22 protein-coding genes and 1 riboswitch are annotated in these 23,974 nt (G+C 45.6%); of the genes, 21 read left to right on the top strand and 1 reads right to left on the bottom strand.

The window, feature by feature from the left end:
* The first annotated feature begins 83 nt into the window (after window positions 1–83).
* Window positions 84–189: riboswitch (SAM riboswitch) on the top strand.
* A gap of 163 nt (window positions 190–352) precedes the next feature.
* The 7 genes from EFK13_RS08610 to sirC all read left to right on the top strand — a co-directional run bounded on the left by EFK13_RS08610 (window position 353) and on the right by sirC (window position 6,062).
* Window positions 353–1,054 (top strand): phosphoadenylyl-sulfate reductase, encoded by a 702-nt coding sequence (locus EFK13_RS08610; RefSeq protein ID WP_129505754.1) that lies wholly within the window; start codon window positions 353–355, stop codon window positions 1,052–1,054.
* Window positions 1,055–1,065: 11 nt separating this feature from the next.
* Window positions 1,066–2,130, top strand: coding sequence for a sulfate permease (cysP, locus tag EFK13_RS08615; protein ID WP_129505753.1), 1,065 nt, complete (start codon window positions 1,066–1,068; stop codon window positions 2,128–2,130).
* A 48-nt stretch (window positions 2,131–2,178) separates the two neighbouring features.
* The gene (gene sat, locus EFK13_RS08620) at window positions 2,179–3,327 is read left to right on the top strand and encodes a sulfate adenylyltransferase (RefSeq protein WP_129505752.1); all 1,149 of its coding nucleotides are present in this window, start codon (window positions 2,179–2,181) and stop codon (window positions 3,325–3,327) included.
* Between the two features lie 12 nt (window positions 3,328–3,339).
* On the top strand, window positions 3,340–3,933 hold the full coding sequence (gene cysC / locus EFK13_RS08625) for an adenylyl-sulfate kinase (protein ID WP_129505751.1): 594 nt from the start codon (window positions 3,340–3,342) through the stop codon (window positions 3,931–3,933).
* 98 nt (window positions 3,934–4,031) lie between these two features.
* Window positions 4,032–4,805: a uroporphyrinogen-III C-methyltransferase gene (cobA, locus tag EFK13_RS08630; protein WP_075746036.1), complete on the top strand. Its 774-nt coding sequence runs from the start codon at window positions 4,032–4,034 to the stop codon at window positions 4,803–4,805.
* Window positions 4,806–4,807: 2 nt separating this feature from the next.
* Complete coding sequence (sirB, locus tag EFK13_RS08635) at window positions 4,808–5,593, top strand: sirohydrochlorin chelatase (protein WP_129505750.1); 786 nt, start codon at window positions 4,808–4,810, stop codon at window positions 5,591–5,593.
* A complete protein-coding gene (gene sirC / locus EFK13_RS08640; RefSeq protein WP_129505826.1) occupies window positions 5,574–6,062 on the top strand; it encodes a precorrin-2 dehydrogenase in 489 nt (162 codons plus the stop codon). Before sirB ends, sirC begins: the two co-directional genes overlap by 20 nt.
* A 41-nt stretch (window positions 6,063–6,103) precedes the next feature.
* On the opposite strand, the gene rqcH is transcribed toward sirC, so the two are convergent.
* Window positions 6,104–7,816: a tRNA modification protein RqcH gene (gene rqcH, locus EFK13_RS08645; protein WP_193554144.1), complete on the bottom strand. Its 1,713-nt coding sequence runs from the start codon at window positions 7,814–7,816 to the stop codon at window positions 6,104–6,106.
* A 121-nt stretch (window positions 7,817–7,937) separates the two neighbouring features.
* Between rqcH and EFK13_RS08650 the strand changes: the two genes are divergently transcribed.
* From EFK13_RS08650 to rsgA, 14 genes are all read left to right on the top strand, one after another.
* Window positions 7,938–10,610 carry a calcium-translocating P-type ATPase, SERCA-type gene (locus tag EFK13_RS08650; RefSeq protein ID WP_129505825.1) on the top strand — a complete coding sequence of 891 codons (2,673 nt, stop codon included), beginning with the start codon at window positions 7,938–7,940 and terminating at the stop codon, window positions 10,608–10,610.
* Window positions 10,611–10,692: 82 nt separating this feature from the next.
* On the top strand, window positions 10,693–11,568 hold the full coding sequence (locus EFK13_RS08655) for a YicC/YloC family endoribonuclease (protein ID WP_129505748.1): 876 nt from the start codon (window positions 10,693–10,695) through the stop codon (window positions 11,566–11,568).
* A 76-nt stretch (window positions 11,569–11,644) separates the two neighbouring features.
* Window positions 11,645–11,914: an extracellular matrix/biofilm regulator RemA gene (gene remA / locus EFK13_RS08660; protein WP_003154355.1), complete on the top strand. Its 270-nt coding sequence runs from the start codon at window positions 11,645–11,647 to the stop codon at window positions 11,912–11,914.
* 7 nt (window positions 11,915–11,921) lie between these two features.
* Complete coding sequence (gene gmk, locus EFK13_RS08665) at window positions 11,922–12,536, top strand: guanylate kinase (protein ID WP_014113748.1); 615 nt, start codon at window positions 11,922–11,924, stop codon at window positions 12,534–12,536.
* A 3-nt stretch (window positions 12,537–12,539) separates the two neighbouring features.
* Complete coding sequence (gene rpoZ, locus EFK13_RS08670; RefSeq protein WP_129505747.1) at window positions 12,540–12,743, top strand: DNA-directed RNA polymerase subunit omega; 204 nt, start codon at window positions 12,540–12,542, stop codon at window positions 12,741–12,743.
* A 79-nt stretch (window positions 12,744–12,822) separates the two neighbouring features.
* The gene (gene coaBC, locus EFK13_RS08675) at window positions 12,823–14,043 is read left to right on the top strand and encodes a bifunctional phosphopantothenoylcysteine decarboxylase/phosphopantothenate--cysteine ligase CoaBC (RefSeq protein WP_129505746.1); all 1,221 of its coding nucleotides are present in this window, start codon (window positions 12,823–12,825) and stop codon (window positions 14,041–14,043) included.
* Window positions 14,040–16,457, top strand: coding sequence for a primosomal protein N' (priA, locus tag EFK13_RS08680; RefSeq protein WP_129505745.1), 2,418 nt, complete (start codon window positions 14,040–14,042; stop codon window positions 16,455–16,457). The genes coaBC and priA overlap by 4 nt, the downstream gene beginning before the upstream one ends.
* Before the next feature lie 26 nt (window positions 16,458–16,483).
* On the top strand, window positions 16,484–16,966 hold the full coding sequence (gene def, locus EFK13_RS08685; RefSeq protein ID WP_240034906.1) for a peptide deformylase: 483 nt from the start codon (window positions 16,484–16,486) through the stop codon (window positions 16,964–16,966).
* 4 nt (window positions 16,967–16,970) lie between these two features.
* A complete protein-coding gene (fmt, locus tag EFK13_RS08690; RefSeq protein WP_129505743.1) occupies window positions 16,971–17,924 on the top strand; it encodes a methionyl-tRNA formyltransferase in 954 nt (317 codons plus the stop codon).
* Window positions 17,911–19,254, top strand: coding sequence for a 16S rRNA (cytosine(967)-C(5))-methyltransferase RsmB (rsmB, locus tag EFK13_RS08695; RefSeq protein ID WP_129505742.1), 1,344 nt, complete (start codon window positions 17,911–17,913; stop codon window positions 19,252–19,254). The genes fmt and rsmB overlap by 14 nt, the downstream gene beginning before the upstream one ends.
* A gap of 3 nt (window positions 19,255–19,257) precedes the next feature.
* Window positions 19,258–20,349: a dual-specificity RNA methyltransferase RlmN gene (rlmN, locus tag EFK13_RS08700; protein ID WP_129505741.1), complete on the top strand. Its 1,092-nt coding sequence runs from the start codon at window positions 19,258–19,260 to the stop codon at window positions 20,347–20,349.
* Window positions 20,350–20,355: 6 nt separating this feature from the next.
* On the top strand, window positions 20,356–21,120 hold the full coding sequence (gene prpC, locus EFK13_RS08705) for a protein-serine/threonine phosphatase PrpC (RefSeq protein ID WP_129505740.1): 765 nt from the start codon (window positions 20,356–20,358) through the stop codon (window positions 21,118–21,120).
* Window positions 21,114–23,060: a serine/threonine protein kinase PrkC gene (gene prkC, locus EFK13_RS08710; RefSeq protein ID WP_129505739.1), complete on the top strand. Its 1,947-nt coding sequence runs from the start codon at window positions 21,114–21,116 to the stop codon at window positions 23,058–23,060. The genes prpC and prkC overlap by 7 nt, the downstream gene beginning before the upstream one ends.
* 14 nt (window positions 23,061–23,074) lie before the next feature.
* Complete coding sequence (gene rsgA, locus EFK13_RS08715; protein ID WP_075746065.1) at window positions 23,075–23,971, top strand: ribosome small subunit-dependent GTPase A; 897 nt, start codon at window positions 23,075–23,077, stop codon at window positions 23,969–23,971.
* Window positions 23,972–23,974 lie beyond the last annotated feature (3 nt).

The following is a 23,974-nucleotide window of genomic DNA, read 5'->3' on the forward strand; positions in this document are numbered from 1 at the left end:
AGGCCTGTTTTTTTTATTAATCCTATAAAAAAAGTCGGGTTGACTTATGTTAGAATTGTGCTAAAATTTACTACAAATCTAAAAACTTATCAAGAGCGGCTGAGGGACTGGACCTATGAAGCCCGGCAACCTGCACGGTATGTAAGGTGCTACTTCCAGCAAAATGAATTCCATTTTGAAAGATAAGGGCTACATGCTGTTCCTGTCTTTCTTTCCGCTGGATTGAAAGTTTTTTATTTTAAGAGGAAAAAAGGCTGTTTGCGATAACATCAGCCGCGCATCACATTACGATTGGGAAAAGGCAACCGACAGAGACGACTGTTTGTTTGTCTCCGAAAGGAGGAAAGAAGAAATGTTAACGTACGATAATTGGGAAGAACCAACGATTACATTTCCGGATGACGATCCTTATAAAGGAGCGCTGTCAGTTTTAAAGTGGGCATACGGCCATTACGGCAATGAGCTTGTTTATGCCTGCAGTTTCGGAATTGAGGGAATCGTTCTGATTGATTTAATTTATAAAGTGAAAAAAGACGCAGAGATTGTGTTTCTTGATACAGGACTACATTTTAAAGAAACCTATGAAACGATTGAACGAGTGAAAGAGCGTTATCCGGGCTTGAATATCATCCTGAAGAAACCAGATCTTACCCTTGAGGAGCAAGCTGGAGAATATGGTGACAAACTGTGGGAAAGAGAGCCGAATCAGTGCTGCTATCTTAGAAAGGTCATTCCTTTAAGAGAGGCGCTTTCAGGACATCCAGCCTGGCTTTCCGGTCTGCGCCGAGATCAAGGGCCAAGCCGTGCCAATACGAATTTCTTAAACAAAGATGAAAAATTCAAATCAGTAAAAGTATGCCCGCTTATCCATTGGACTTGGAAAGACATTTGGAGATACACCTCCCGGAATGAGCTGGACTACAATCCGCTTCATGACCAAGGTTATCCAAGTATTGGCTGCGCGCCTTGTACAGCTCCTGCTTTTACCGCAGAGGATTTACGCTCAGGCAGATGGAATGGCATGGCGAAAACAGAATGCGGACTGCATGAATAAGGAGCTGCAAAATGGAACTAGCCGCTATTTTATTTAGCTTGTTTTTCGCGATGAATATTGGTGCAAGCGGCGCAGCAGCTTCGATGGGAGTTGCTTACGGCTCCGGAGCCATCAAAAAGAAAACCTACGCTTTGATCCTATGTGCAGTCGGTGTGCTTGCCGGGGCGGTCATAGGCGGGGGTGAGGTTGTAAAAACAATCAGCTCCGGGATTATCCCTGAGCAGACGATTACACTGGCGATTGTTTGCATCATTATTGGAGCCGCTGCACTATCGCTCTTTACGGCTAATCTGCTCGGCATTCCTTTGTCAACAAGTGAAGTGACAGTCGGCGCGGTTGTCGGCGTGGGAGTGGCTTACAAAGTATTATTTTTGAACAATATTTTGGTCATTGTGTCGTTTTGGGTTTTTGTCCCGCTGTTCGCTTTCGGCTTTACCTATTTCGTTTCTAAGCTGTTTCGTTATTTTAACATTGAAATTAAATCTTCTAAAAAACAAAAGATCCTTGGCATTGTTTTGTTAGGTGCCGGATTTTTCGAAGCGTTCTCCGCCGGCATGAACAACGTGGCGAATGCCGTTGGCCCATTAGTAGCGGCCGGTGTGCTTGATGTCGTGAAAGGAACCTTGTACGGGGGAGCTTTTGTCGCCCTTGGCGCCCTGTTATTAGGCAGGCGGGTGTTAGAAACAAACGGAAAGAAAATTACGAGATTCTCAAAAGGAGAAGGCATCCTCTTATCCGGTACAGGAGCCGGACTGGTGATCATCAGTTCTGTATTTGGGATGCCGGTGCCCTTAGCGCAAGTCACGTCATCGTCTATTATCGGAATAGGCATGGCCAAAAACGGTCCGAACGTGTTCCATAAACAAGTTGTTCAAACCATGCTGAAGGTATGGATTGTATCGCCGTTTTTATCTTTATCGATTTCTTATCTGCTTGTTTCCTTGTTTTTAAAAGCGGATTATTACTCAATCTTTATCATGGTAAGCGTGCTTTTAGCGGCGGGCGGCGCCGTCAGCCTAACGAAGGCCATTCGTAAAGAGAGACGCGCTGTCCACGAACAAGGTGGGGGAATCTAATTATTAATCTGAGTTATTTTATATGTTAACTAGGAGGAAATAAATATTATGAGCTTAGCACCACACGGAGGAACATTAGTAAATAGAGTAGATGAATCATATGATGTGAGCAGCATTCAAAAAGAAATTGAACTTGATTTAATTTCTTTTGCTGATTTGGAATTAATCGGAATTGGCGCTTACAGCCCAATCGAAGGGTTCTTTAATGAAAAAGATTACGTATCTGTTGTCGAAAACATGCGTCTTTCTTCCGGCATTGTCTGGTCTCTTCCGATCACGCTTCCGGTCGATGCACAAAAAGCAGCGGAGCTGTCAATCGGTGAAACGGCAAAGTTAACGTATGAAGGAGAGACGTACGGCGTCATCCAAATCGAAGACCTGTACGTGCCTGACAAACAAAAAGAAGCTGTTAATGTGTACAAAACGGATGAGCAGGAGCATCCGGGAGTTAAAAAGCTGTTCAGCCGCGGCGATACATATGTCGGCGGACCGATCACATTGATTAAAAAAGCTTCAAAACAGTTCCCTGAGTTTACGTTTGAACCGGCAGAAACAAGACGCCAGTTTGCGGAAAATGGCTGGGAAACCATTGTCGGTTTCCAAACAAGAAATCCTGTCCACAGAGCGCATGAATATATTCAAAAAACAGCTCTTGAAACAGTAGACGGCTTGTTTTTAAACCCGCTTGTAGGTGAAACAAAATCTGATGACATCCCAGCAGATGTGCGGATGGAAAGCTACCAAGTGCTTCTTGACAATTATTACCCGAAAGACCGTGTGTTCCTCGGCGTCTTCTTAGCGGCGATGCGCTATGCAGGACCGAGAGAAGCGATTTTCCACGCGCTTGTCAGAAAGAACTACGGCTGCACGCATTTCATCGTCGGCCGCGATCACGCAGGTGTAGGTGACTATTACGGAACATACGAGGCTCAGGAGCTGTTTGACACATTTAAACCTGAAGAGCTCGGAATTACACCGCTTAAATTCGAGCACAGCTTCTTCTGTGAAAAATGCGGAAATATGGGAACAGCGAAAACTTGCCCTCACGGAAGAGAGCATCATGTCATTTTATCAGGCACTAAAGTGAGAGGCATGCTGAGAGACGGTGTATTGCCGCCAGCAGAATTCAGCCGCGCAGAAGTTGTAGAAGTGTTGATCAGAGGAATGAAGAAAAAAGAAGAAGCAGGCGTATCTTAAGGAGGACTGGCAGTGACAAACCGCGATATTGTTTGGCATGAAGCATCTATTACAAAAGAAGAATACCAGCAAAAAAACAAGCACAAAAGCTCGATTCTCTGGCTGACAGGATTAAGCGGTTCAGGCAAATCAACGATTGCCAATGCCGCTGCGAGAGAATTGTTTGAGCAGGGCTACCAAGTCATTGTGCTGGACGGGGATAATATCCGTCACGGCTTAAATAAGGATCTTGGTTTTTCTGATGAAGGCCGAAAAGAAAACATCCGCCGAATCGGAGAGGTGGCAAAGCTTTTTGTTCAGCAGGGCACCATTGTGATTACTGCTTTTATCTCTCCTTTCCGTGAGGACAGAGAACAGGTTCGCCAGCTTGTGGAAGCAGGCGAATTCAATGAAATATACATTAAATGCGACCTTGATATTTGTGAACAAAGAGATCCAAAAGGGCTCTACAAAAAAGCAAGAAACGGGGAAATTCCGTTCTTTACAGGAATTGATTCTCCTTATGAAGAGCCGGAAGCACCGGAGCTCGTTCTTGATTCAGGGCAGCATGACCGTGAAGAGTGCAAAAACCAGCTGATTGAGTTTGTCAAACAAAAATTAAGCTAAATATGATCTGCTGTGTTCTTCTCAGATGCCGGAATGCGAGCGAGAACCACACCACAGCGAATGTTCTGGAAGAACTCGAATAGATCGGGGGAAATACGATGGGGAAAGTATATATTGTAGGGGCGGGTCCCGGTGACCCTGATCTGCTGACAATTAAAGCGCTGAAAGCCATTGAAAAAGCTGATGTCATTTTATATGACAGATTAGTAAATAAAGAGATTTTACAATATGCCAAAGAGCATGCAGACCTGATCTACTGCGGGAAGCTTCCAGATTTTCATACGATGAAGCAGGAAACCATCAATCGATTTCTTGTGAAGTATGCGCAAAAAGGAAAAACCGTTGTCAGGTTGAAAGGCGGAGACCCATTTGTGTTCGGCAGAGGAGGGGAAGAGGCGGAATGTCTTTCTGAAAATGGAATTCCGTTTGAAATCATCCCCGGCATTACATCAGGAATCGCGGCAGCCGCTTATGCCGGGATTCCTGTTACTCATCGGGACGCGGGCTCTAACGTCGCATTTGTAACGGGTCACTATAAAAAAGAAGAAGATTTTGAGGAAAAGTGGAAAGCGCTGGCTACGGGAATTGATACACTTGTCATCTATATGGGTATCAAAAACGTGCAGCAGATTGAAAGAAAACTCCTTGAAAACGGCCGGGACGGTTCTACGCCGGCAGCCTTTATTCACTGGGGAACAACGGACAAGCAAAAATCTGTTTTTTGTACAGTTGACACCCTTTCGGAAACGGTGATAAAAGAAGACATTAAAAATCCTAGTTTAATTGTCATTGGAAATGTTGTAAATTATCACTATAAGCTGGAATGGTTTGAATCTGAACTGAAAAAACAAGATTTAAGCGAGGCGTTGTAAAAATGAAACAAGCAATTTTATATGTCGGACACGGCAGCCGGATAAAAAAGGCGCAGCAAGAAGCGGCAGCCTTTTTGGAAGGATGCAAGGCGCACGTCACTGCGCCTGTACAGGAAATCAGCTTTTTGGAGCTTCAAGAGCCGACAATTGAGAAAGGGTTTGAAGCATGTGTAAAGCAAGGCGCCACTCATATCGCAGTGGTGCCTCTGCTTCTTTTGACAGCTGCGCATGCAAAACATGATATTCCGGAAGAAATTGCGCGTGCTGCGTCCCGATATCCTTCAGTCCGCGTTTCATACGGAAAGCCGATCGGGATTGACGAAGAAGTGGTCAAGGCTGTTTATCACCGAATGAAAGACATAGGCGTTTCGTATGAAAATGCCAGAGTTGTACTTATCGGGAGGGGAAGTTCAGATCCCGATGTAAAAAGAGACGTAACCGGTATTGCCAATCTTCTTCAAAATATGATTCCGGTCAAGGAAGTCCTCCCATGCTTTTTGACAGCATGCGGCCCGAATTATAAAGAGGTTTTTTCTGAACTGAAAAAAGATGACGGCATGACAACCTTTATCGTTCCATACTTGCTCTTTACGGGCATGCTGATGAATGAAATCGAACGAGAGGTTCAGAAATTAAAGGCTGATAATCCGAATGTCTACCTCTCGTCCTATATCGGTTTCCACCCTCATGTAAAAAACGCATTTTTGAACCGTGTGAGAGAAACTGTCGAAAATCCAGAGGGGCAATTTGATTTTGACGGAGGTTCATATGCTCCCGCTGCACGTTAGCCTGGAAAAGAAGAAGGTTGTCATTGCGGGGGGCGGCAGCATCGCTCTCAGAAGGCTGAAAACGGTGCTTTCTGAGGGAGCTGATATTACGCTTGTCAGTCCGGATGTTGAACCGGAAATCAAGCGGATGGCAGACAACCGCAGCATCAAATGGATAAGCCGCACGATTGAAAAAGATGACTATCTCGATGCTTTTTTGATTATTGCCGCGACAGATAATGCGGCAGTGAACAAAGAGATTGCTCAAGCGGCTTCGCCTTTTCAGCTTGTCAATTGTGCCAGTCATGCTGAGCTTGGCAATGTGTACATGCCGAAAATCGTAAAAAGAGGCCATGTCACGGTGTCAGTTTCTACAAACGGAGCCAGTCCGAAGCACACAAAGGAGCTGGCTGGAAAAGTGGATGAGCTGATTGATGGCGATTTTGTTGCTGAAGTTGACAGGCTTTATCAGGTAAGAAGAAAGAAATAAGCCAGAGCATAATAATGCTCTGGCTTTTCTTTGTGCGGGGCTCAGCTTTTTTTCAGCTTGATGACAGTATCGGCATCAGGTGTGACAAAGACGGTATGCTGGCTGTCATAGGTAACGAAGCCGGGCTTCGCGCCGTTCGGTTTTTTGACATGCCTGATTTTTGTATAATCCACAGGCACTGAACTTGAATCTTTAGCTTTTGAAAAATAAGCTGCGATTGTAGCGGCTTCAATGATTGTTTGCTCATCCGGTTCGCTGCTTCTGATCACAACGTGGGAGCCTGGAATATCCTTCGTGTGAAGCCAAATGTCGTCTCTGGCTGCAGCTCTTGTCGTTAAATATTCATTTTGGCGGTTGTTTTTACCCACTAAAATCGCCAAGCCTGAAGAAGATTCATATGTTTCTAAAACCGGGTTATGCGGTTTTTGTTTTTTCTGTCCTTTTTGCTGCTTAGGGCGTAAATATTTGCCCTCCACAAGCTCCTCTCTGATTTCGCTGATATCTCGAGGTGAAGCGGACGAAAGCTGCTGAATCAGCTGATCAAAGTATTCGATCTCTTCCTGTGCGAGCCGGATTTGCTCCTCGACTACAGCGACCGAATTTTTCGCTTTCTGATACTTTGTGAAGTAGGCCTGTGCGTTTTCGGAAGGCGTTTTGTTCGGGTTTAAAGGAATCGTGATTGTCGGGCTTTCTTCGTCATAATAGTTGATGACCTCAGCCTGTTTATCGCCTTTATTCAGCATATATAAATTAGCAGTTAAAAGCTCGCCGTATAGCTGAAATTCCTTTGCGTTTTCCGAATACTCCAGTGTTTTTTCCAATTTTTTAATTTTGTTGGCATTTTTCTTCCGTTCATTGACAACAAACCGTTCAAGATCCTGAGCTTGCTGTTTGACCCGGTCTCGTTCAGCTTTTCCAAAATAAAAACGGTCGAGCAGTTCGCTTAATGAATCAAAACGGCGCGCTTCGCCTTTTAGATGAGTCAGCTCGAGCAGATAAAAATATTCTTTTCTGTTTACGGTCGTAATGTTTGGAATGAAGCGGTGCCCGTTTACTTCCGCGAAAAGCTCCAGCAGTGCTTTTGGCAGTGTGACTTTGTTCGCGAGGCCCGCTCTGTGAACCGCTTCTTTGGCAAAGAGCGGAGACACACCTGAAAAGTGGTCGACAATTTGTTTATCAAGGCGTCCTTCTTGAAAACTGAGATGACGCAAAATATCGTCTTCTGTCGCTTCAAGCGGCGAGATTTTGTCCTGTGCCGGCGGAAGCTTATAATCGTGGCCGGGCAGTACTGTGCGATAGCTGTTCATTGACGGTGATAAATGCTTAAGTCCGTCGATGATCACATTGTCTTCTCCGTCTGTCAAAATGATATTGCTGTGGCGGCCCATAATTTCTACATAAAGCTTTCGAGTGGTTTCATCGCCAATTTCGTTCCGGCTTTTGATATGAAAAATCATAATGCGGTCTAAGCCCGCCTGTTCAATGTTCTCAATAAATCCGCCTTCGATATGCTTTCTCAGCAGTATGCAAAACATTGGCGGTTCGCTCGGGTTTTCATAAGCTTGCGTTGTAATATGCACCCGTGAATAGCTCGGGTGTGCGGATAATAATAGTTTTTGGTTTTTTCCATTGGCGCGGATGTGAAAAATCACATCGTGCTTATATGGCTGATGGACTTTCGTAATTCTTCCGCCCGTCATTTTCTCGTTAAGTTCGTGTGTCATTCCGTATGTAAACATGCCATCAAACGACATATGCAATACACCCTCTCATTCTTCCTGCATTCGATAATTATAGCATGAAATGGGACGAGTCAGAATAAGCATGCTTATAGAGTGATATCTCTATATGAGAGCAGGGGAGTGGACGAGCGCAATGAAGTTTCACGAAATGGGACAAACAGATTTACTAGAGGCAACCAATACGTCCATGAAACAAGGATTAACAGAAAAAGAGGTGAAAAAACGCCTCGACAAGCATGGGCCAAACGAGCTGCAAGAAGGGAAAAAAACATCAGCGCTTCTCTTGTTTTTTGCGCAGTTCAAAGATTTTATGGTGCTTGTGCTTTTGGCGGCAACGTTAATCTCGGGATTTCTTGGTGAATACGTGGACGCGGTTGCGATTATTGCGATTGTGTTTGTGAATGGCATACTCGGTTTCTTTCAAGAAAGGCGTGCTGAGCAATCTCTTCAGGCTTTAAAAGAGCTTTCAACACCGCATGTTATGGCGCTCAGGGAAGGAAGCTGGACAAAGATTCCTTCTAAAGAACTTGTGCCGGGTGATATTGTGAAATTTACGAGCGGGGACAGGATTGGCGCGGACGTTCGAATTGTCGAAGCGAAAAGCCTTGAAATAGAAGAATCAGCGCTGACCGGGGAATCCATCCCGGTTGTGAAGCATGCAGATAAATTGAAAAAACCGGATGTTTCCCTCGGTGATATTACGAATATGGCATTTATGGGAACCATTGTGACGCGCGGCAGCGGTGTCGGAGTCGTCGTCGGCACAGGCATGAATACGGCAATGGGGAAAATTGCCGACATGCTTGAATCAGCAGGGACACTGTCAACCCCGCTGCAAAGAAGACTAGAGCAGCTCGGGAAGATTTTAATTGTTGTTGCATTGCTTTTGACCGTACTTGTCGTTGCTGTCGGTGTCATTCAGGGGCATGATCTGTACAGCATGTTTTTAGCCGGTGTATCGTTAGCGGTAGCCGCAATTCCAGAGGGGCTCCCGGCGATTGTGACAGTGGCGCTGTCGCTAGGCGTGCAGCGGATGATTAAGCAAAAATCAATCGTAAGAAAACTCCCCGCGGTTGAAACGCTTGGGTGTGCGTCTATCATTTGTTCAGATAAAACAGGGACAATGACGCAAAACAAAATGACGGTGACACATGTCTGGTCCGGAGGAAAAACATGGAGAGTAACCGGGGCCGGCTACGAACCGAAAGGAAGCTTCACACTGAACGAAAAAGAGATCAGTGTGAATGAGCATGCGCCGCTTCAGCAGATGCTGCTGTTCGGAGCGCTTTGCAACAACTCTAATATTGAGAAAAGAGACGGCGAATATGTGCTTGATGGAGACCCAACAGAAGGAGCGCTGCTCACCGCGGCAAGAAAAGGCGGTTTTTCAAAAGAGGTTGTTGAATCTCGTTACCGGGTGATTGAAGAGTTTCCGTTTGATTCTGCCCGGAAAATGATGACGGTCATTGTAGAGGATCAGGACAGAAAACGATATATCATTACAAAAGGCGCACCGGATGTGCTGATGCAGCGCTCTTCCCGTATTTATTATGACGGCTCAGCGGCCCTTTTTTCAAATGAGAGAAAAGCAGAAACAGAGGCGGTATTAAGACATCTGGCATCACAGGCGCTCAGAACGATAGCGGTCGCCTACAGGCCGATAAAAGCAGGTGAAACACCTTCTATGGAGCAGGCGGAAAAAGATCTGACGATGCTTGGCCTTTCGGGCATCATCGATCCGCCGCGGCCGGAAGTCAGACAGGCGATTAAAGAATGCCGTGAAGCGGGAATTAAGACCGTCATGATTACAGGCGATCATGTGGAGACTGCTAAAGCGATAGCGAAAGACCTGCGCCTCCTTCCGAAAAGCGGCAAAATCATGGACGGCAAGATGCTGAATGAACTTTCTCAAGAAGAGCTTTCTAATGTGGTGGAGGATGTGTACGTATTTGCCCGCGTGTCTCCTGAGCATAAGCTGAAAATCGTGAAAGCCTATCAGGAAAACGGGCATATTGTGGCGATGACTGGAGACGGCGTCAATGACGCCCCGGCCATTAAACAAGCAGATATCGGAGTCGCTATGGGCATTACCGGGACAGATGTGGCCAAAGAAGCATCATCTCTTGTTCTGGTAGATGATAATTTCGCGACGATCAAATCTGCGATAAATGAGGGCAGAAACATCTATGAAAACATCAGAAAATTTATCAGATACCTGTTGGCTTCAAATGTCGGAGAAATTCTTGTCATGCTGTTTGCAATGCTGCTTGCCCTTCCTTTGCCGCTCGTGCCGATTCAGATTTTATGGGTCAACTTGGTGACAGACGGTTTGCCGGCAATGGCGCTTGGCATGGATCAGCCGGAAGGAGACGTGATGAAGCGGAAGCCCCGTCATCCGAAAGAAGGGGTGTTTGCCCGCAAACTAGGATGGAAGGTTGTCTCCAGAGGGTTTTTAATCGGAGCTGCCACTATTTTAGCGTTTATCATTGTGTATCACCGGAATCCGGAGAATTTGGCTTATGCCCAGACGATCGCGTTTGCCACATTGGTGCTGGCTCAGCTTATTCACGTTTTTGACTGCCGCAGCGAGACCTCTGTTTTTTCCAGAAATCCGTTTCAAAATCTGTACTTAATCGGCGCGGTATTGTCATCCATTTTGCTGATGCTTGTTGTCATTTACTATCCGCCGCTTCAGCCGATTTTCCATACGGTTTCCATCACGCCGGGAGATTGGATGCTTGTCATCGGCATGTCCGCCATCCCTACTTTTTTGCTGGCTGGGTCACTTTTGACAAGAAAAAAATAAATTCATATGATATAATCTTAGGGGTAATAGCATGTCTATTGCCCTTTTATTATGAGAACAGGGAAGAATTGGGTGTTTTAAAATGATACGAAGTATGACAGGCTTCGGCAGTGCAAGCAAAACACAAGATGATCTCTCTGTAAGCGTTGAACTTAAATCTGTGAATTACAGATTTAAAGAAGTGAACGCTCGTTTGCCAAGGCCTTTGCTATATTTTGAAGATAAGCTGAAACAAACCATTCTGCAGCATATCCAGCGCGGAAGAATTGAGCTTTTCGTATCCGTTGACAGCGATATGCTTGTAGAGAAAAGGCTTGAAATTGATTGGCCGCTTCTCGATGAGTTTGTCGCGGCTGCGAGAGATATGAAAAAGCGGTATCAATTGTCTGCAGAGCCTGATGTAATGGATTTCTTTAAGCTTGACCATGTCGTTCAAATCCATGAAGAACAGACGCAAAATGACAAGCTGGAGGCGTTAATCACCGCTGCTGCAGAGGAAGCGGTAAAAGGGCTCTGTGAAATGCGTGAAAAAGAGGGGCTGCTTTTAGCGAAAGACTGCCTGACGCATATTGATCAGCTTGAAGAGCTGGTGAAAGAAACTGAATTGCTGGCAGCAGACGTCGTATCTCGTTACCGGGAACGGCTGTACGCCAGAATCAAAGAATGGACTGAAGATGTATTAGACGAAAGCCGGCTTGTAACAGAATGCGCTATTTTTGCAGACCGCTCTGATATCACTGAGGAGATTACCAGGCTGAAGAGCCACTTCGCCCAGTTTCGTGATATATTAGCTGAAGGCGGGGCTGTGGGGCGCAAACTCGACTTTCTTGTTCAGGAGCTGAATCGGGAAGCAAATACAATTGGCTCAAAAGCAAATGATCATCAGATCACAAAGCTTGTCGTCGAAATGAAAAGTTCTATTGAAAAAATAAAAGAACAAGTGCAAAATATAGAATAGTGACTGTGCGTGTTGTTTACAGACGGTCTTACTAGGCTAAACTAGAGACGTCTATTTTACAGGGGGAACGTAGAAGATGACGATTAAACTGATTAATATCGGATTTGGCAATATTATCTCCGCTAATCGGATGATTTCGATTGTCAGCCCGGAGTCTGCGCCAATCAAACGGATGATTCAGGATGCAAGAGACCGCGGAATGCTAATTGACGCTACATACGGACGAAGAACCCGTGCAGTTGTCGTCATGGATAGTGATCACATTATCTTATCTGCCGTCCAGCCTGAGACAGTTGCACACAGACTTTCTGTTAAAGAAGAAATTATGGATGAAGGGCAGGGGTAATTGCCGCATGAAAGAAAGAGGGTTATTAATCGTTCTCTCAGGTCCCTCAGGAGTTGGTAAAGGAACGGTTCGGCAAGCGATCTTTTCGCAGGAAGACACAAAATTTGAATATTCGATTTCAGTAACCACAAGAAGTCCGCGAGAGGGCGAAGTGAACGGAGTCGATTATTTTTTCAAAACGAGAGAAGAATTCGAGCAAATGATTGCAGACAACAAGCTGCTTGAATGGGCAGAGTATGTCGGCAATTATTACGGCACGCCTGTCGATTATGTAGAACAGACGCTTCAAGATGGTAAAGACGTCTTTTTAGAAATCGAAGTTCAAGGCGCTCTTCAAGTGAGAAATGCTTTCCCGGAAGGCCTGTTTATTTTCCTTGCGCCTCCAAGCCTTTCTGAACTGAAGAACAGAATCGTGACACGAGGAACGGAAACAGACGCTCTGATTGAAAATCGAATGAAAGCCGCAAAAGCTGAGATCGAAATGATGGATGCTTATGATTATGTCGTGGAAAACGATAATGTCGAAACGGCTTGCGATAAAATCAAAGCAATCGTTCTCGCTGAACATTTGAAGCGCGAGCGCGTTGCGCCAAGATATAAGAAAATGCTGGAGGTTGAATAACAAATGCTAGATCCGTCAATTGACTCTTTAATGAATAAATTAGATTCCAAATACACGCTCGTGACTGTTTCTGCGAGACGTGCCCGTGAAATGCAAGTCAAAAAAGACCAAATGATTGAACATACGATTTCATACAAATATGTAGGCAAAGCTTTAGAAGAAATTGATGCAGGCCTGCTTTCGTTTGAAAAGGAAGACCGCGAATAGTAGCACAAGTAGCAACCTATATCATGTAGGTTGTTATTTTTTTCCGTGCGGTTTTTAAAGTGCAGAGGGGGAGAAGTCATTGCTTAACAATCGAAATGTGTTACTTTGCGTGAGCGGAGGCATCGCTGTTTATAAAGCCTGTGCGTTAACGAGCAAGCTGGTTCAAGCAGGAGCCAATGTCAAAGTGATTATGACTGAATCAGCATGCCGATTCGTCTCACCGCTGACATTTCAGGCATTGAGCCGCCATGAAGTATATACAGATACATTTAAAGAACAAAATCCAAGCGTCATTTCTCATATTGATGCCGCAGACTGGGCCGACTTGATTATCGTGGCGCCGGCTACGGCCAATGTGATTGGAAAACTGGCAAACGGCATCGCTGATGATATGCTGACGACGACATTGCTGGCAGCGACGGCTCCCGTGTGGGTCGCACCGGCGATGAACGTTCACATGTATGACAATCCGGCGGTTAAACGAAATATTTCTGTTCTTTATCAGGATGGTTATCGATTTATTGAGCCGAGCGAGGGTTATTTAGCGTGCGGTTACGTTGGAAAAGGCAGATTGGAAGAGCCTGAAAATATCGTGAAGCTGGCCGAAAAACATTTTGCTGAAGAAAAAACCGCTCCTTTAGAAGGCAAGCGTGTGGTCATTACAGCTGGCCCGACACGGGAAGCAATTGACCCTGTCCGTTTTTTCACCAATAAATCAACGGGCAAGATGGGATACGCATTAGCGGAGGCTGCTGTCCAGCTCGGCGCGCAGGTAACCTTAATCTCCGGCCCCGTTTCGCTGGATCAGCCGAAAGGCCTTGCTCAGTTTATCCCAGTGCAATCGGCTGCGGATATGCGCGAAGCGGTGCTCTCTGTGTATGACTCTAGTGATATTGTCATCAAAACAGCTGCGGTAGCCGATTTTACGCCGAAAACAGTATTTGATCATAAAATGAAAAAACAAGACGGCGGTATGACACTTGAATTGAATAGAACAGTCGATATTTTGAAAGAATTGGGCGAGAAAAAGAACGAGCAGATTTTGGTGGGATTTGCCGCTGAAACACAGGACGTTGAACACTATGCACGCAAAAAGCTCGCCTCCAAAAATCTTGATATGATTGTGGCAAATGATGTGAAAGCAAATGGGGCCGGATTTGGTGCTGATACGAATATCGTGACAATCTTTTTCAAAGAAGGGCAAAAACGCGAACTTCCGATCATGTCTAAGCTTGATGTTTCTTTTGAAATCCTTCAGGAGATCGCAGCCCTCTCAACACAAACCGGAGAGCGCTCATGAATTTTGCCGAAGTCATCGTTGATGTCAGCACCAAAAATATAGACAGGCCATTTGATTACAAAATCCCGGACCATCTCAAAGGCATGATCAAAACGGGTATGCGAGTCATTGTTCCGTTTGGCCCCCGTAAAATTCAAGGGTTTGTGACAGCTGTGAAAGAAGCGTCTGATCTCTCGGGGAAATCTGTCAAGGAGGTAGAGGATTTATTAGATCTTACACCTGTTTTGACAGAGGAGCTTATGAATCTGTCGTCATGGCTGTCCGACAAAACGCTGTCTTTTAAAATAACGGCGCTTCAGGCGATGCTGCCTGCCGCATTAAAGGCGAAATATGAAAAAGAATTAAAAATCGCACACGGCGCAGATCTTCCGCCGCAAGTGGATCGGCTGTTTTCTGAAACGAAGACGCTGCTGTATTCAGATATACCCGATCACGAGACGCTGAAACTAATTCAAAAGCATGTTCAAAAGGGCGTCATTGATGTAACGTATAAAGTTGCACAAAAAACCAATAAAAAAATGGTCAGGCTTATTCAGGCAAATGCGAGTAAAGAAGAGCTTGCTAAGCAGGCTGAGGGATTATCCCGTCAAGCAGCCAAGCAGCAGGCGATTCTTCACTTTTTCATCGCTGAGCCGGAGGGTGCGAAAATCCCTGCGGCGGATTTATGCAAAAAAACGGACGCGAGCTCTGCGACCATTAAAACCCTTATTCAAAAGGGGCTTTTGAAGGAAAGCTATGAAGAGGTTTACAGAGATCCCTATCAGGACAAAATGTTCAAAAAAACAGAGCCGCTCCCGCTGACAGACGAACAGAGCGCTGCCTTTGAGCCTATACGCCAGACGTTAGATAATGATGAACATAAAGTGTTCCTTCTTCACGGCGTAACAGGAAGCGGAAAAACAGAAATTTATCTGCAATCGATTGAAAAAGTACTGGCGAAAGGAAAAGAAGCCATCGTCCTCGTACCAGAAATATCGCTGACGCCGCAGATGGTCAATCGCTTCAAGGGCCGTTTCGGCTCTCAGGTGGCAGTCATGCACAGCGGTTTATCCACAGGAGAAAAATATGACGAGTGGCGTAAAATCCACCGAAAGGAAGTGCGCCTTGTCGTCGGCGCCAGGTCGGCTATTTTTGCTCCGTTTGAAAATCTCGGAATGATTATCATCGATGAAGAGCATGAATCCTCGTATAAACAAGAAGAAATGCCGCGGTATCATGCGAAAGAGGTGGCCATCAAACGGGCTGAGCACCACAGCTGTCCGGTTGTGCTGGGCAGTGCTACGCCGACATTAGAATCATATGCAAGAGCGCAAAAGGGCGTATACGAGCTTCTTTCACTGAAGCACCGTGTTAACCATCGGGTGATGCCCGAGGTTTCGCTTGTCGATATGAGAGAGGAGCTTAGAAACGGCAATCGCTCGATGTTTTCAGTTGAATTGATGGAAAAGCTTGAAGAAACGATTGCTAAGGGCGAGCAGGCGGTGCTGTTTTTAAATAAGAGGGGCTATTCTTCCTTTGTGATGTGCAGGGATTGCGGCTATGTCCCGCAATGCCCGCACTGCGACATTTCCATGACGTATCATCGTTACGGCCAAAGGCTGAAATGCCATTATTGCGGACATGAAGAGCCTGTTCCGCACACTTGTCCTGAATGCGCAAGCGAGCATATCCGCTTTTTCGGAACGGGAACACAGCGAGTGGAGGAAGAGCTGACAAAAGTGCTGCCAAGTGCGAGAGTGATTCGGATGGATGTTGATACGACCTCAAGGAAAGGCGCCCATGAAAAATTGTTATCAGCTTTCGGAGAAGGAAAAGCGGATATTCTTCTCGGAACGCAAATGATTGCCAAAGGGCTTGATTTTCCGAATGTGACGCTTGTCGGCGTGTTAAGTGCCGATACAACACTTCATATTCCTGATTTCAGAGCGGCCGAAAAAACATTTCAGCTGTTAACGCAAGTCAGCGGCCGGGCAGGCAGGCATGAAAAGCCCGGCCATGTCATCATTCAAACGTACACACCGTCTCATTACAGCATCCAGCTGACGAAGACGCATGATTATGAAACGTTCTATCAGCATGAAATGGCCCACAGGAGAGAGCAATCCTATCCGCCCTATTATTATTTGGCTCTTGTGACCGTTTCTCATGAGGAAGTGGCGAAAGCAGCTATTACGGCGGAAAAAATCTCTCACTTTTTAAAAGCAAACTGTGGAACTGGCACGAAAATTCTCGGGCCAAGCGCGTCGCCGATAGCCAGGATCAAAGATAGATATCGCTATCAATGCGTGATAAAATACAAACAGGAAACCCAGTTATCCGCTTTGTTGAAGAAGATACTGGAACATTATAAACGCGAAATTGAACAAAAGCATGTAATGATTTCAATTGATATGAATCCTTATATGATGATGTAAGATCTCACGTCTTGGAGGGTAACAAATTGGCAGTAAAAAAGATTGTCACACATCCTGCGGAGGTGTTGGAAACACCGGCGGAAACCGTGACTGTTTTTGATAAAAAACTAAAGAAACTGCTTGATGATATGTACGACACTATGCTTGAAATGGATGGTGTCGGACTGGCAGCGCCGCAGATCGGCATTTTAAAAAGAGCGGCTGTCGTGGATATCGGAGAAGACAGCGGCAGAATTGATCTTGTTAATCCCGAGATTTTAGAAAAAAGCGGTGAGCAAACCGGAATCGAAGGGTGCTTGAGCTTTCCCGGCGTCTATGGTGATGTCACACGTGCCGATTATGTCAAAGTGCGTGCGTTTAACCGTCAGGGAAAACCGTTCATTCTGGAAGCGCGAGGCTTTTTAGCGAGAGCCGTGCAGCACGAAATGGACCATTTAGACGGTGTGCTGTTTACAACGAAAATAAGTAAATACTATACAGAAGATGAACTAGCGGATATGGAAGGATGATTTGATGACGAGAATCGTATTTATGGGAACGCCGGATTTTTCAGTTCCTGTTTTAAGAACCCTGATAGAGGACGGATATGAAGTAGTGGGGGTCGTCACACAGCCGGACCGTCCGAAGGGCAGAAAAAAAGTCATGACACCTCCTCCGGTAAAGGAAGAGGCATTGCGTCACGGCATCCCGGTTCTTCAGCCGGAAAAAGTCAGATTGACAGAAGAAATTGAGAAAGTGCTGGCATTAAAGCCTGACCTGATTGTAACGGCGGCATTTGGACAAATTTTGCCTAAGGAGCTTCTCGACAGCCCGAAATACGGCTGCATTAACGTTCACGCATCTCTTTTGCCGGAACTGCGCGGCGGTGCTCCGATCCATTATTCCATTCTGCAGGGAAAGAAGAAAACCGGGGTTACCATTATGTATATGGTAGAAAAATTAGATGCGGGCGATATGATCTCAAAAGTGGAAGTGGACATTGAAGAAACAGACAATGTTGGAACGCTGCACGATAAATTAAGCGCGGCAGGCGCGAAGCTATTGTCTGAAACGGTTCCAAACGTCATTGCCGGCAGCATATCACCTGAAAAGCAGGATGAAGAGAAAGCGACATATGCGCCTAACATCAAAAGAGAGCAAGAGCTGCTCGATTGGTCTAGAACGGGCGAAGAGCTTTACAACCAGGTCCGCGGCTTAAATCCTTGGCCTGTTGCCTATACGACTCTTCATGGACAAAACTTGAAAGTGTGGGCATCGAAAAAAACACCCGCACCAACCAAAGCTGAGCCAGGCACAGTCGTTGCGGTTGAAAAGGAAGGGATTATCGTTGCCACAGGTAACGAGACGGCACTGTTATTAACCGAACTTCAGCCGGCAGGCAAAAAACGCATGAAAGGCGAGGACTTTATTCGCGGCGCTCATGTTGAAGCAGGAGATAAGTTAGGAGCAAACAATGAAAAAGAATAGTGTTCGTGATATCGCTCTTGAAGCGCTGATCAAACTAGAACAAAACCAAGCATACAGCAACCTGCTCCTGAAATCGGTCATTAAATCAAATGAACTGAGTGATCAGGACAGAGGACTTTTGACTGAACTTGTCTACGGTACATTGCAAAACAAGATCGCGCTTGATTATATGCTTAAACCGTTTATTAATAAGCCTCAAAAAGTAAAGCCTTGGGTGATTCAGCTTCTTCGCCTATCCTTGTATCAAATGGAGTATTTGGAGAAGATTCCTGACAGGGCGGCTATCCATGAAGCGGTCGAGATTGCTAAAATCCGCGGACACAAGGGCATTGCTTCATTTGTCAACGGTGTGCTTCGCTCCATTCAGCGCGAAGGTGTTCCATCCTTTGACGCCATCGAAGATCCTGTCCTCCGGCTGGCGACAGAGACAAGCCATCCAGAATGGCTTGTGAAAGAGTGGGCGGATGCATATGGATTTGATGCGGCTGAAAAAATTTGCCGTATTCACCTCATTCCGCCGAAGCAGACACTGCGCGTAAATCAAATGAAAGCAGACAGAGCGGATTTGCTTGATCAAATGGCAGCCGAGGGTATCGAAGTTGAAAATGGCGATCTGGCTGAAGACGCTGTGAAGCTCTTGAGGGGATCAATCGCTGGAACTCATTTCTTTCAAAATGGTGAAGTTTCCATTCAGGATGAGAGCTCCATGCTCGTCGCCCGCGCCCTTGATCCTAAGCCCGGTGAAACGGTGCTTGACGCGTGTGCAGCGCCCGGCGGAAAGTCGGCTCATATCGCAGAATTAATGGAGAACAAGGGAAGCGTTACGTCGCTTGATCTTCACAAGCATAAAGTGAAGCTGATCAAAGAAGCGGCAGACAGGCTTAGCCTTACAATTATTGACGCGAAAACAATGGATGCGAGAACAGCAGGCGAAACGTTTGAAAATGGACAGTTTGACCGGATATTGGTCGATGCCCCGTGCTCAGGTTTTGGTGTCATCCGAAGAAAGCCGGACATGAAATACACGAAAAAGCCTGATGACAGCGCGCGGCTTGCTGAAATTCAGCTGTCGATCTTAAGGGAAATCGCGCCATTAGTAAAAAAAGGTGGCACTCTTGTCTACAGTACGTGTACAATGGACCGGACAGAAAATGAAGAAGTAATACATGCGTTTATACAAGAACATCCTGATTTTGAACCCGATTTGTCTCTTGAAAAGCGGCTGCCCGAAAAGGCGAGACCCTTTGTTCGGGATGGAAGGGTGCAAATCCTTCCCCATTATTTCGGAACAGATGGTTTCTTTATTTGCAGCATGAGAAAGAAGGGATAAGCAATGGCAGAACTTAATAAAACAAAAGAAAGAAAAGAATTGCGGACAGAGCAACCGTCTATATATTCTTTTGAATTAGATGAAATCAAACAATGGCTGACAGACAATGGAGAGAAACCATTCCGCGCGGCACAGATCTTTGAATGGCTATATGAAAAACGCGTTTCTTCTTTTGAAGAAATGACAAACCTGTCAAAGGGTCTGCGTGAGAAATTAAACGCTCATTTTGTGTTAACAACGCTGAAAACGGCTGTTAAACAAACATCTCAAGACGGCACGATGAAATTTTTATTCGAGCTTCATGACGGTTATACAATCGAAACCGTTTTAATGAGACACGAGTATGGCAATTCTGTATGTGTAACGACACAAGTCGGCTGCCGCATTGGCTGTACATTCTGCGCGTCAACGCTTGGAGGCTTGAAACGAAACCTTGAAGCGGGTGAAATTGTCGCTCAAGTCGTCAAAGTTCAAAAAGCCCTTGATGAAACGGATGAACGCGTCAGCTCAGTCGTGATCATGGGTATCGGTGAGCCGTTTGATAACTTTAATGAAATGCTCGCTTTCTTGAAAATCATTAACCATGATAAGGGCTTGAATATCGGTGCTCGCCATATTACGGTTTCTACAAGCGGCATCATCCCGAAAATTTACGAATTCGCTGATCAGAAAATGCAGATTAACTTTGCGATTTCTCTGCACGCTCCGAATACAGAAATCAGAAGCCGTTTGATGCCGATTAACAGAGCATATAAACTGCCTGATTTAATGGAAGCCGTTAAATATTATATTAATAAAACGGGACGCCGTATCAGCTTTGAGTACGGGCTGTTCGGGGGCGTAAACGACCAGGTCGAGCACGCTGAAGAACTTGCCGACTTGCTGGAAGGAGTCAAATGTCACGTGAACCTGATTCCGGTAAACTACGTGCCTGAACGTGACTATGTGCGCACACCGCGTGAGCAGATTTTTGCTTTTGAGAAAACGCTGAAATCCCGCGGAGTAAATGTCACAATCCGAAGAGAGCAAGGACATGACATTGACGCAGCCTGCGGTCAGCTTCGCGCGAAGGAGCGTCAAGACGAGACGAGGTGATGAGGGTTGTTAACAGCCTTAAAAACAGATACAGGAAAAATCCGCCAGCATAATGAAGATGATGCGGGGATATTCAAAGGGAAAGACGAATTTTTATTAGCGGTTGTCGCTGATGGCATGGGCGGCCATCTTGCTGGAGATGTTGCAAGCAAGATGGCTGTGAAAGCCATGGGGGAAAAATGGAATGAAGCAGAGGCGATTCCAGCTGCGCCCGCAGCATGTGAAGAATGGCTCATTGAACAGATTCTCGCGGTAAACAGCAAAATATATGATCACGCCCAAGCACACGAAGAATGCCAAGGCATGGGAACGACGATTGTATGTGCGCTTTTTACGGGGAAAACGGTTTCTGTTGCTCATATAGGCGACAGCAGATGTTATTTGCTTCAGGACAATGATTTCATTCAAGTGACAGAAGATCATTCTCTTGTAAATGAACTGGTTCGAACTGGAGAGATTTCCAGAGAAGACGCCGAACATCATCCGCGAAAAAACGTGTTGACGAAGGCACTCGGAACAGACCAGTCAGTCAGCATTGACACACGTTCCTTTGACATCGAGCCCGGGGACAAACTGCTTCTATGTTCTGACGGACTGACGAATAAAGTAGAAAGCACTGAATTAAAAGACATCCTGCAAAGCGATTCAGCTCCTCAGGAAAAAGTAAACCTGCTTGTGGACAAAGCCAATCAGAATGGCGGGGAAGACAACATTACAGCAGTTTTGCTTGAGCTTGCTTTACATGTTGAAGAGGGTGAAGATCAGTGCTAATCGGCAAGCGGATCAGCGGGCGTTACCAAATTCTCCGCGTCATAGGCGGCGGGGGAATGGCCAACGTGTATTTAGCTGAGGATATGATTCTAGACCGTGAAGTCGCAATTAAAATCCTTCGGTTTGACTATGTGAATGACAATGAGTTTATCAGGCGTTTCCGCAGAGAAGCCCAATCTGCATCAAGCCTCGATCACCCGAATATTGTCAGCATTTACGATTTGGGCGAGGAAGACGACATTTATTATATTGTCATGGAATACGTTGAGGGCATGACGCTCAAAGAATACATAACAGCAAACGGGCCGCTTCACCCTAAAGAAGCGCTGAACATCATGGAGCAAATTGTCTCAGCCATCGCTCATGCCCATCAAAATCAAATTGTTCACAGAGACATTAAGCCGCATAACATTTTGATTGACCACATGGGAAATATCAAAGTGACGGATTTTGGAATTGCGACGGCACTCAGTTCGACGACAATCACCCATACCAATTCTGTGCTGGGCTCAGTCCATTACTTATCACCTGAACAGGCGCGGGGCGGTTTGGCGACAAAAAAATCGGATATTTATGCGCTTGGAATCGTTTTATTTGAGCTTTTAACCGGCCGTATCCCGTTTGATGGAGAATCTGCAGTCAGCATCGCCTTAAAGCATCTTCAGGCGGAGACTCCTTCAGCGAGAAAGTGGAATCCGTCCGTACCCCAAAGCGTTGAAAACATCATCCTAAAGGCAACTGCCAAAGATCCTTTTCATCGGTACGAAACGGCTGAAGACATGGAAGCAGACATACAAACAGCTTTTGACGCCGACAGACTCAATGAAAAGAGATTTACGATTCAAGAAGATGAAGAAATGACAAAAGCAATTCCAATCATTAAAGATGAAGAGCTTGCTAAAGCTGCTGGCGAAAAAGAAGCTGAATTGACATCCGATCAAGAGAATAAAACAAAGAAAAAGGGCAAAAGAAAAAAGTGGCCGTGGGTTTTGCTTACGGTATGCATCGTTCTCGTTACGGCAGGAATTCTTGCTGTCACTGTGTTTCCGTCACTTTTTATGCCTAAAGATGTCAAAATACCTGATGTCTCCGGAATGGAATACGAAAAGGCGGCAGACCTTTTGGAAAAAGACGGTTTGCAGGTTGATTCCGAGGTGCTGGAAATCTCGGATGAGAACATTGACGAGGGCCTCATGGTAAAATCGGATCCTAAAGCGGATTCCACAGTCAAAGAAGGCGCAACGGTTACGCTTTATAGGAGCACCGGAAAAGCCAAAACGGAGATCGATGATGTGACAGGCCAAACGGTCGATCAGGCAAAAAAAGCGTTAAAGGACCAGGGGTTTAAACATGTAACGGTGAGCGAAGTGAATGACGATAAAAGTGCCGGCACTGTCATTGAACAGAATCCGTCAGCAGGGACTGAGCTTGTGCCGAGTGATGATCAAGTCAAGCTCACAGTCAGTATCGGGCCCGAAGACATTACGCTTAGAGACTTAAAAACGTACAGTAAAGAAGCGGCGTCTGGATATCTGGAAGACAACGGACTGAAGCTGATAGAAAAAGAGGCATACTCAGATGACGTTCCAGAAGGACAGGTTGTCAAACAAAAGCCAGCAGCAGGCACGGCAGTAAAACCGGGAAACGAAGTTGAAGTAACATTCTCTCTCGGACCTGAGAAAAAGCCTGCGAAAACGGTGAAAGAAAAGGTCAAGATCCCCTACGAGCCAGAAAACGAAGGGGACGAGCTTGAAGTGCAAATCGCGATTGATGATGCGGATCACAGCATCTCTGACACGTACGAAGAATTTAAGATAAAAGAACCGACTGAACGGACGATCGAACTAAAGATTGAATCCGGCCAAAAAGGGTACTATCAAGTGATGGTAAATAATAAAGTCGTCAGCTACAAAACCATTGAGTATCCGAAAGATGAATAACAAGGAGGGAAAATATGCCTGAGGGCAAAATTATTAAGGCGCTAAGCGGCTTTTACTATGTACTGGATGAATCCGAGGATTCAGATAAAGTTATACAATGCAGAGGAAGAGGCATTTTCAGAAAGAACAAAATTACTCCTCTCGTCGGTGATTACGTTGTGTATCAGGCTGAAAATGATAAAGAGGGATATCTGTTAGAAATCAAAGAAAGAACCAACGAGCTTATCAGGCCGCCAATTTGCAACGTTGATCAAGCGGTCCTTGTTTTCTCAGCGGTTCAGCCTTCTTTCAGCACGGCATTGCTCGACCGCTTCCTGGTTCTCGTTGAGGCCAATGATATTCAGCCGATTATATGCATTACAAAAATGGATCTGATTGAAGATCAAGATACACAAGATGCGATTCAAGCCTATGCAGAAGACTATCGAAATATTGGTTATGACGTGTATCTGACCTCCTCTAAGGACCAAGACAGTTTAGCGGATATCATTCCGCATTTTCAGGACAAAACAACGGTTTTTGCCGGTCAGTCCGGTGTTGGAAAATCCTCGCTTCTCAACGCGATCAGTCCGGAGCTGGGTCTTAGAACCAACGAGATTTCCGAGCATTTGGGCCGCGGGAAACACACAACCCGCCACGTGGAGCTGATTCACACGTCCGGAGGCTTGGTTGCGGATACTCCGGGATTCAGCTCGCTTGAATTCACAGACATTGAGGAAGAAGAGCTGGGCTATACCTTCCCTGATATCAGAGAAAAAAGCTCTTCATGCAAATTCAGAGGCTGTCTGCATTTAAAAGAGCCGAAATGTGCGGTGAAACAAGCTGTTGAAGAAGGGGAATTAAAGCAGTATCGTTATGACCATTATGTTGAATTTATGACGGAGATTAAAGACAGAAAGCCGAGGTATTAGCAT

Origin of the sequence: Bacillus cabrialesii, from assembly GCF_004124315.2 — a bacterium.
Taxonomy (GTDB): domain Bacteria; phylum Bacillota; class Bacilli; order Bacillales; family Bacillaceae; genus Bacillus; species Bacillus cabrialesii.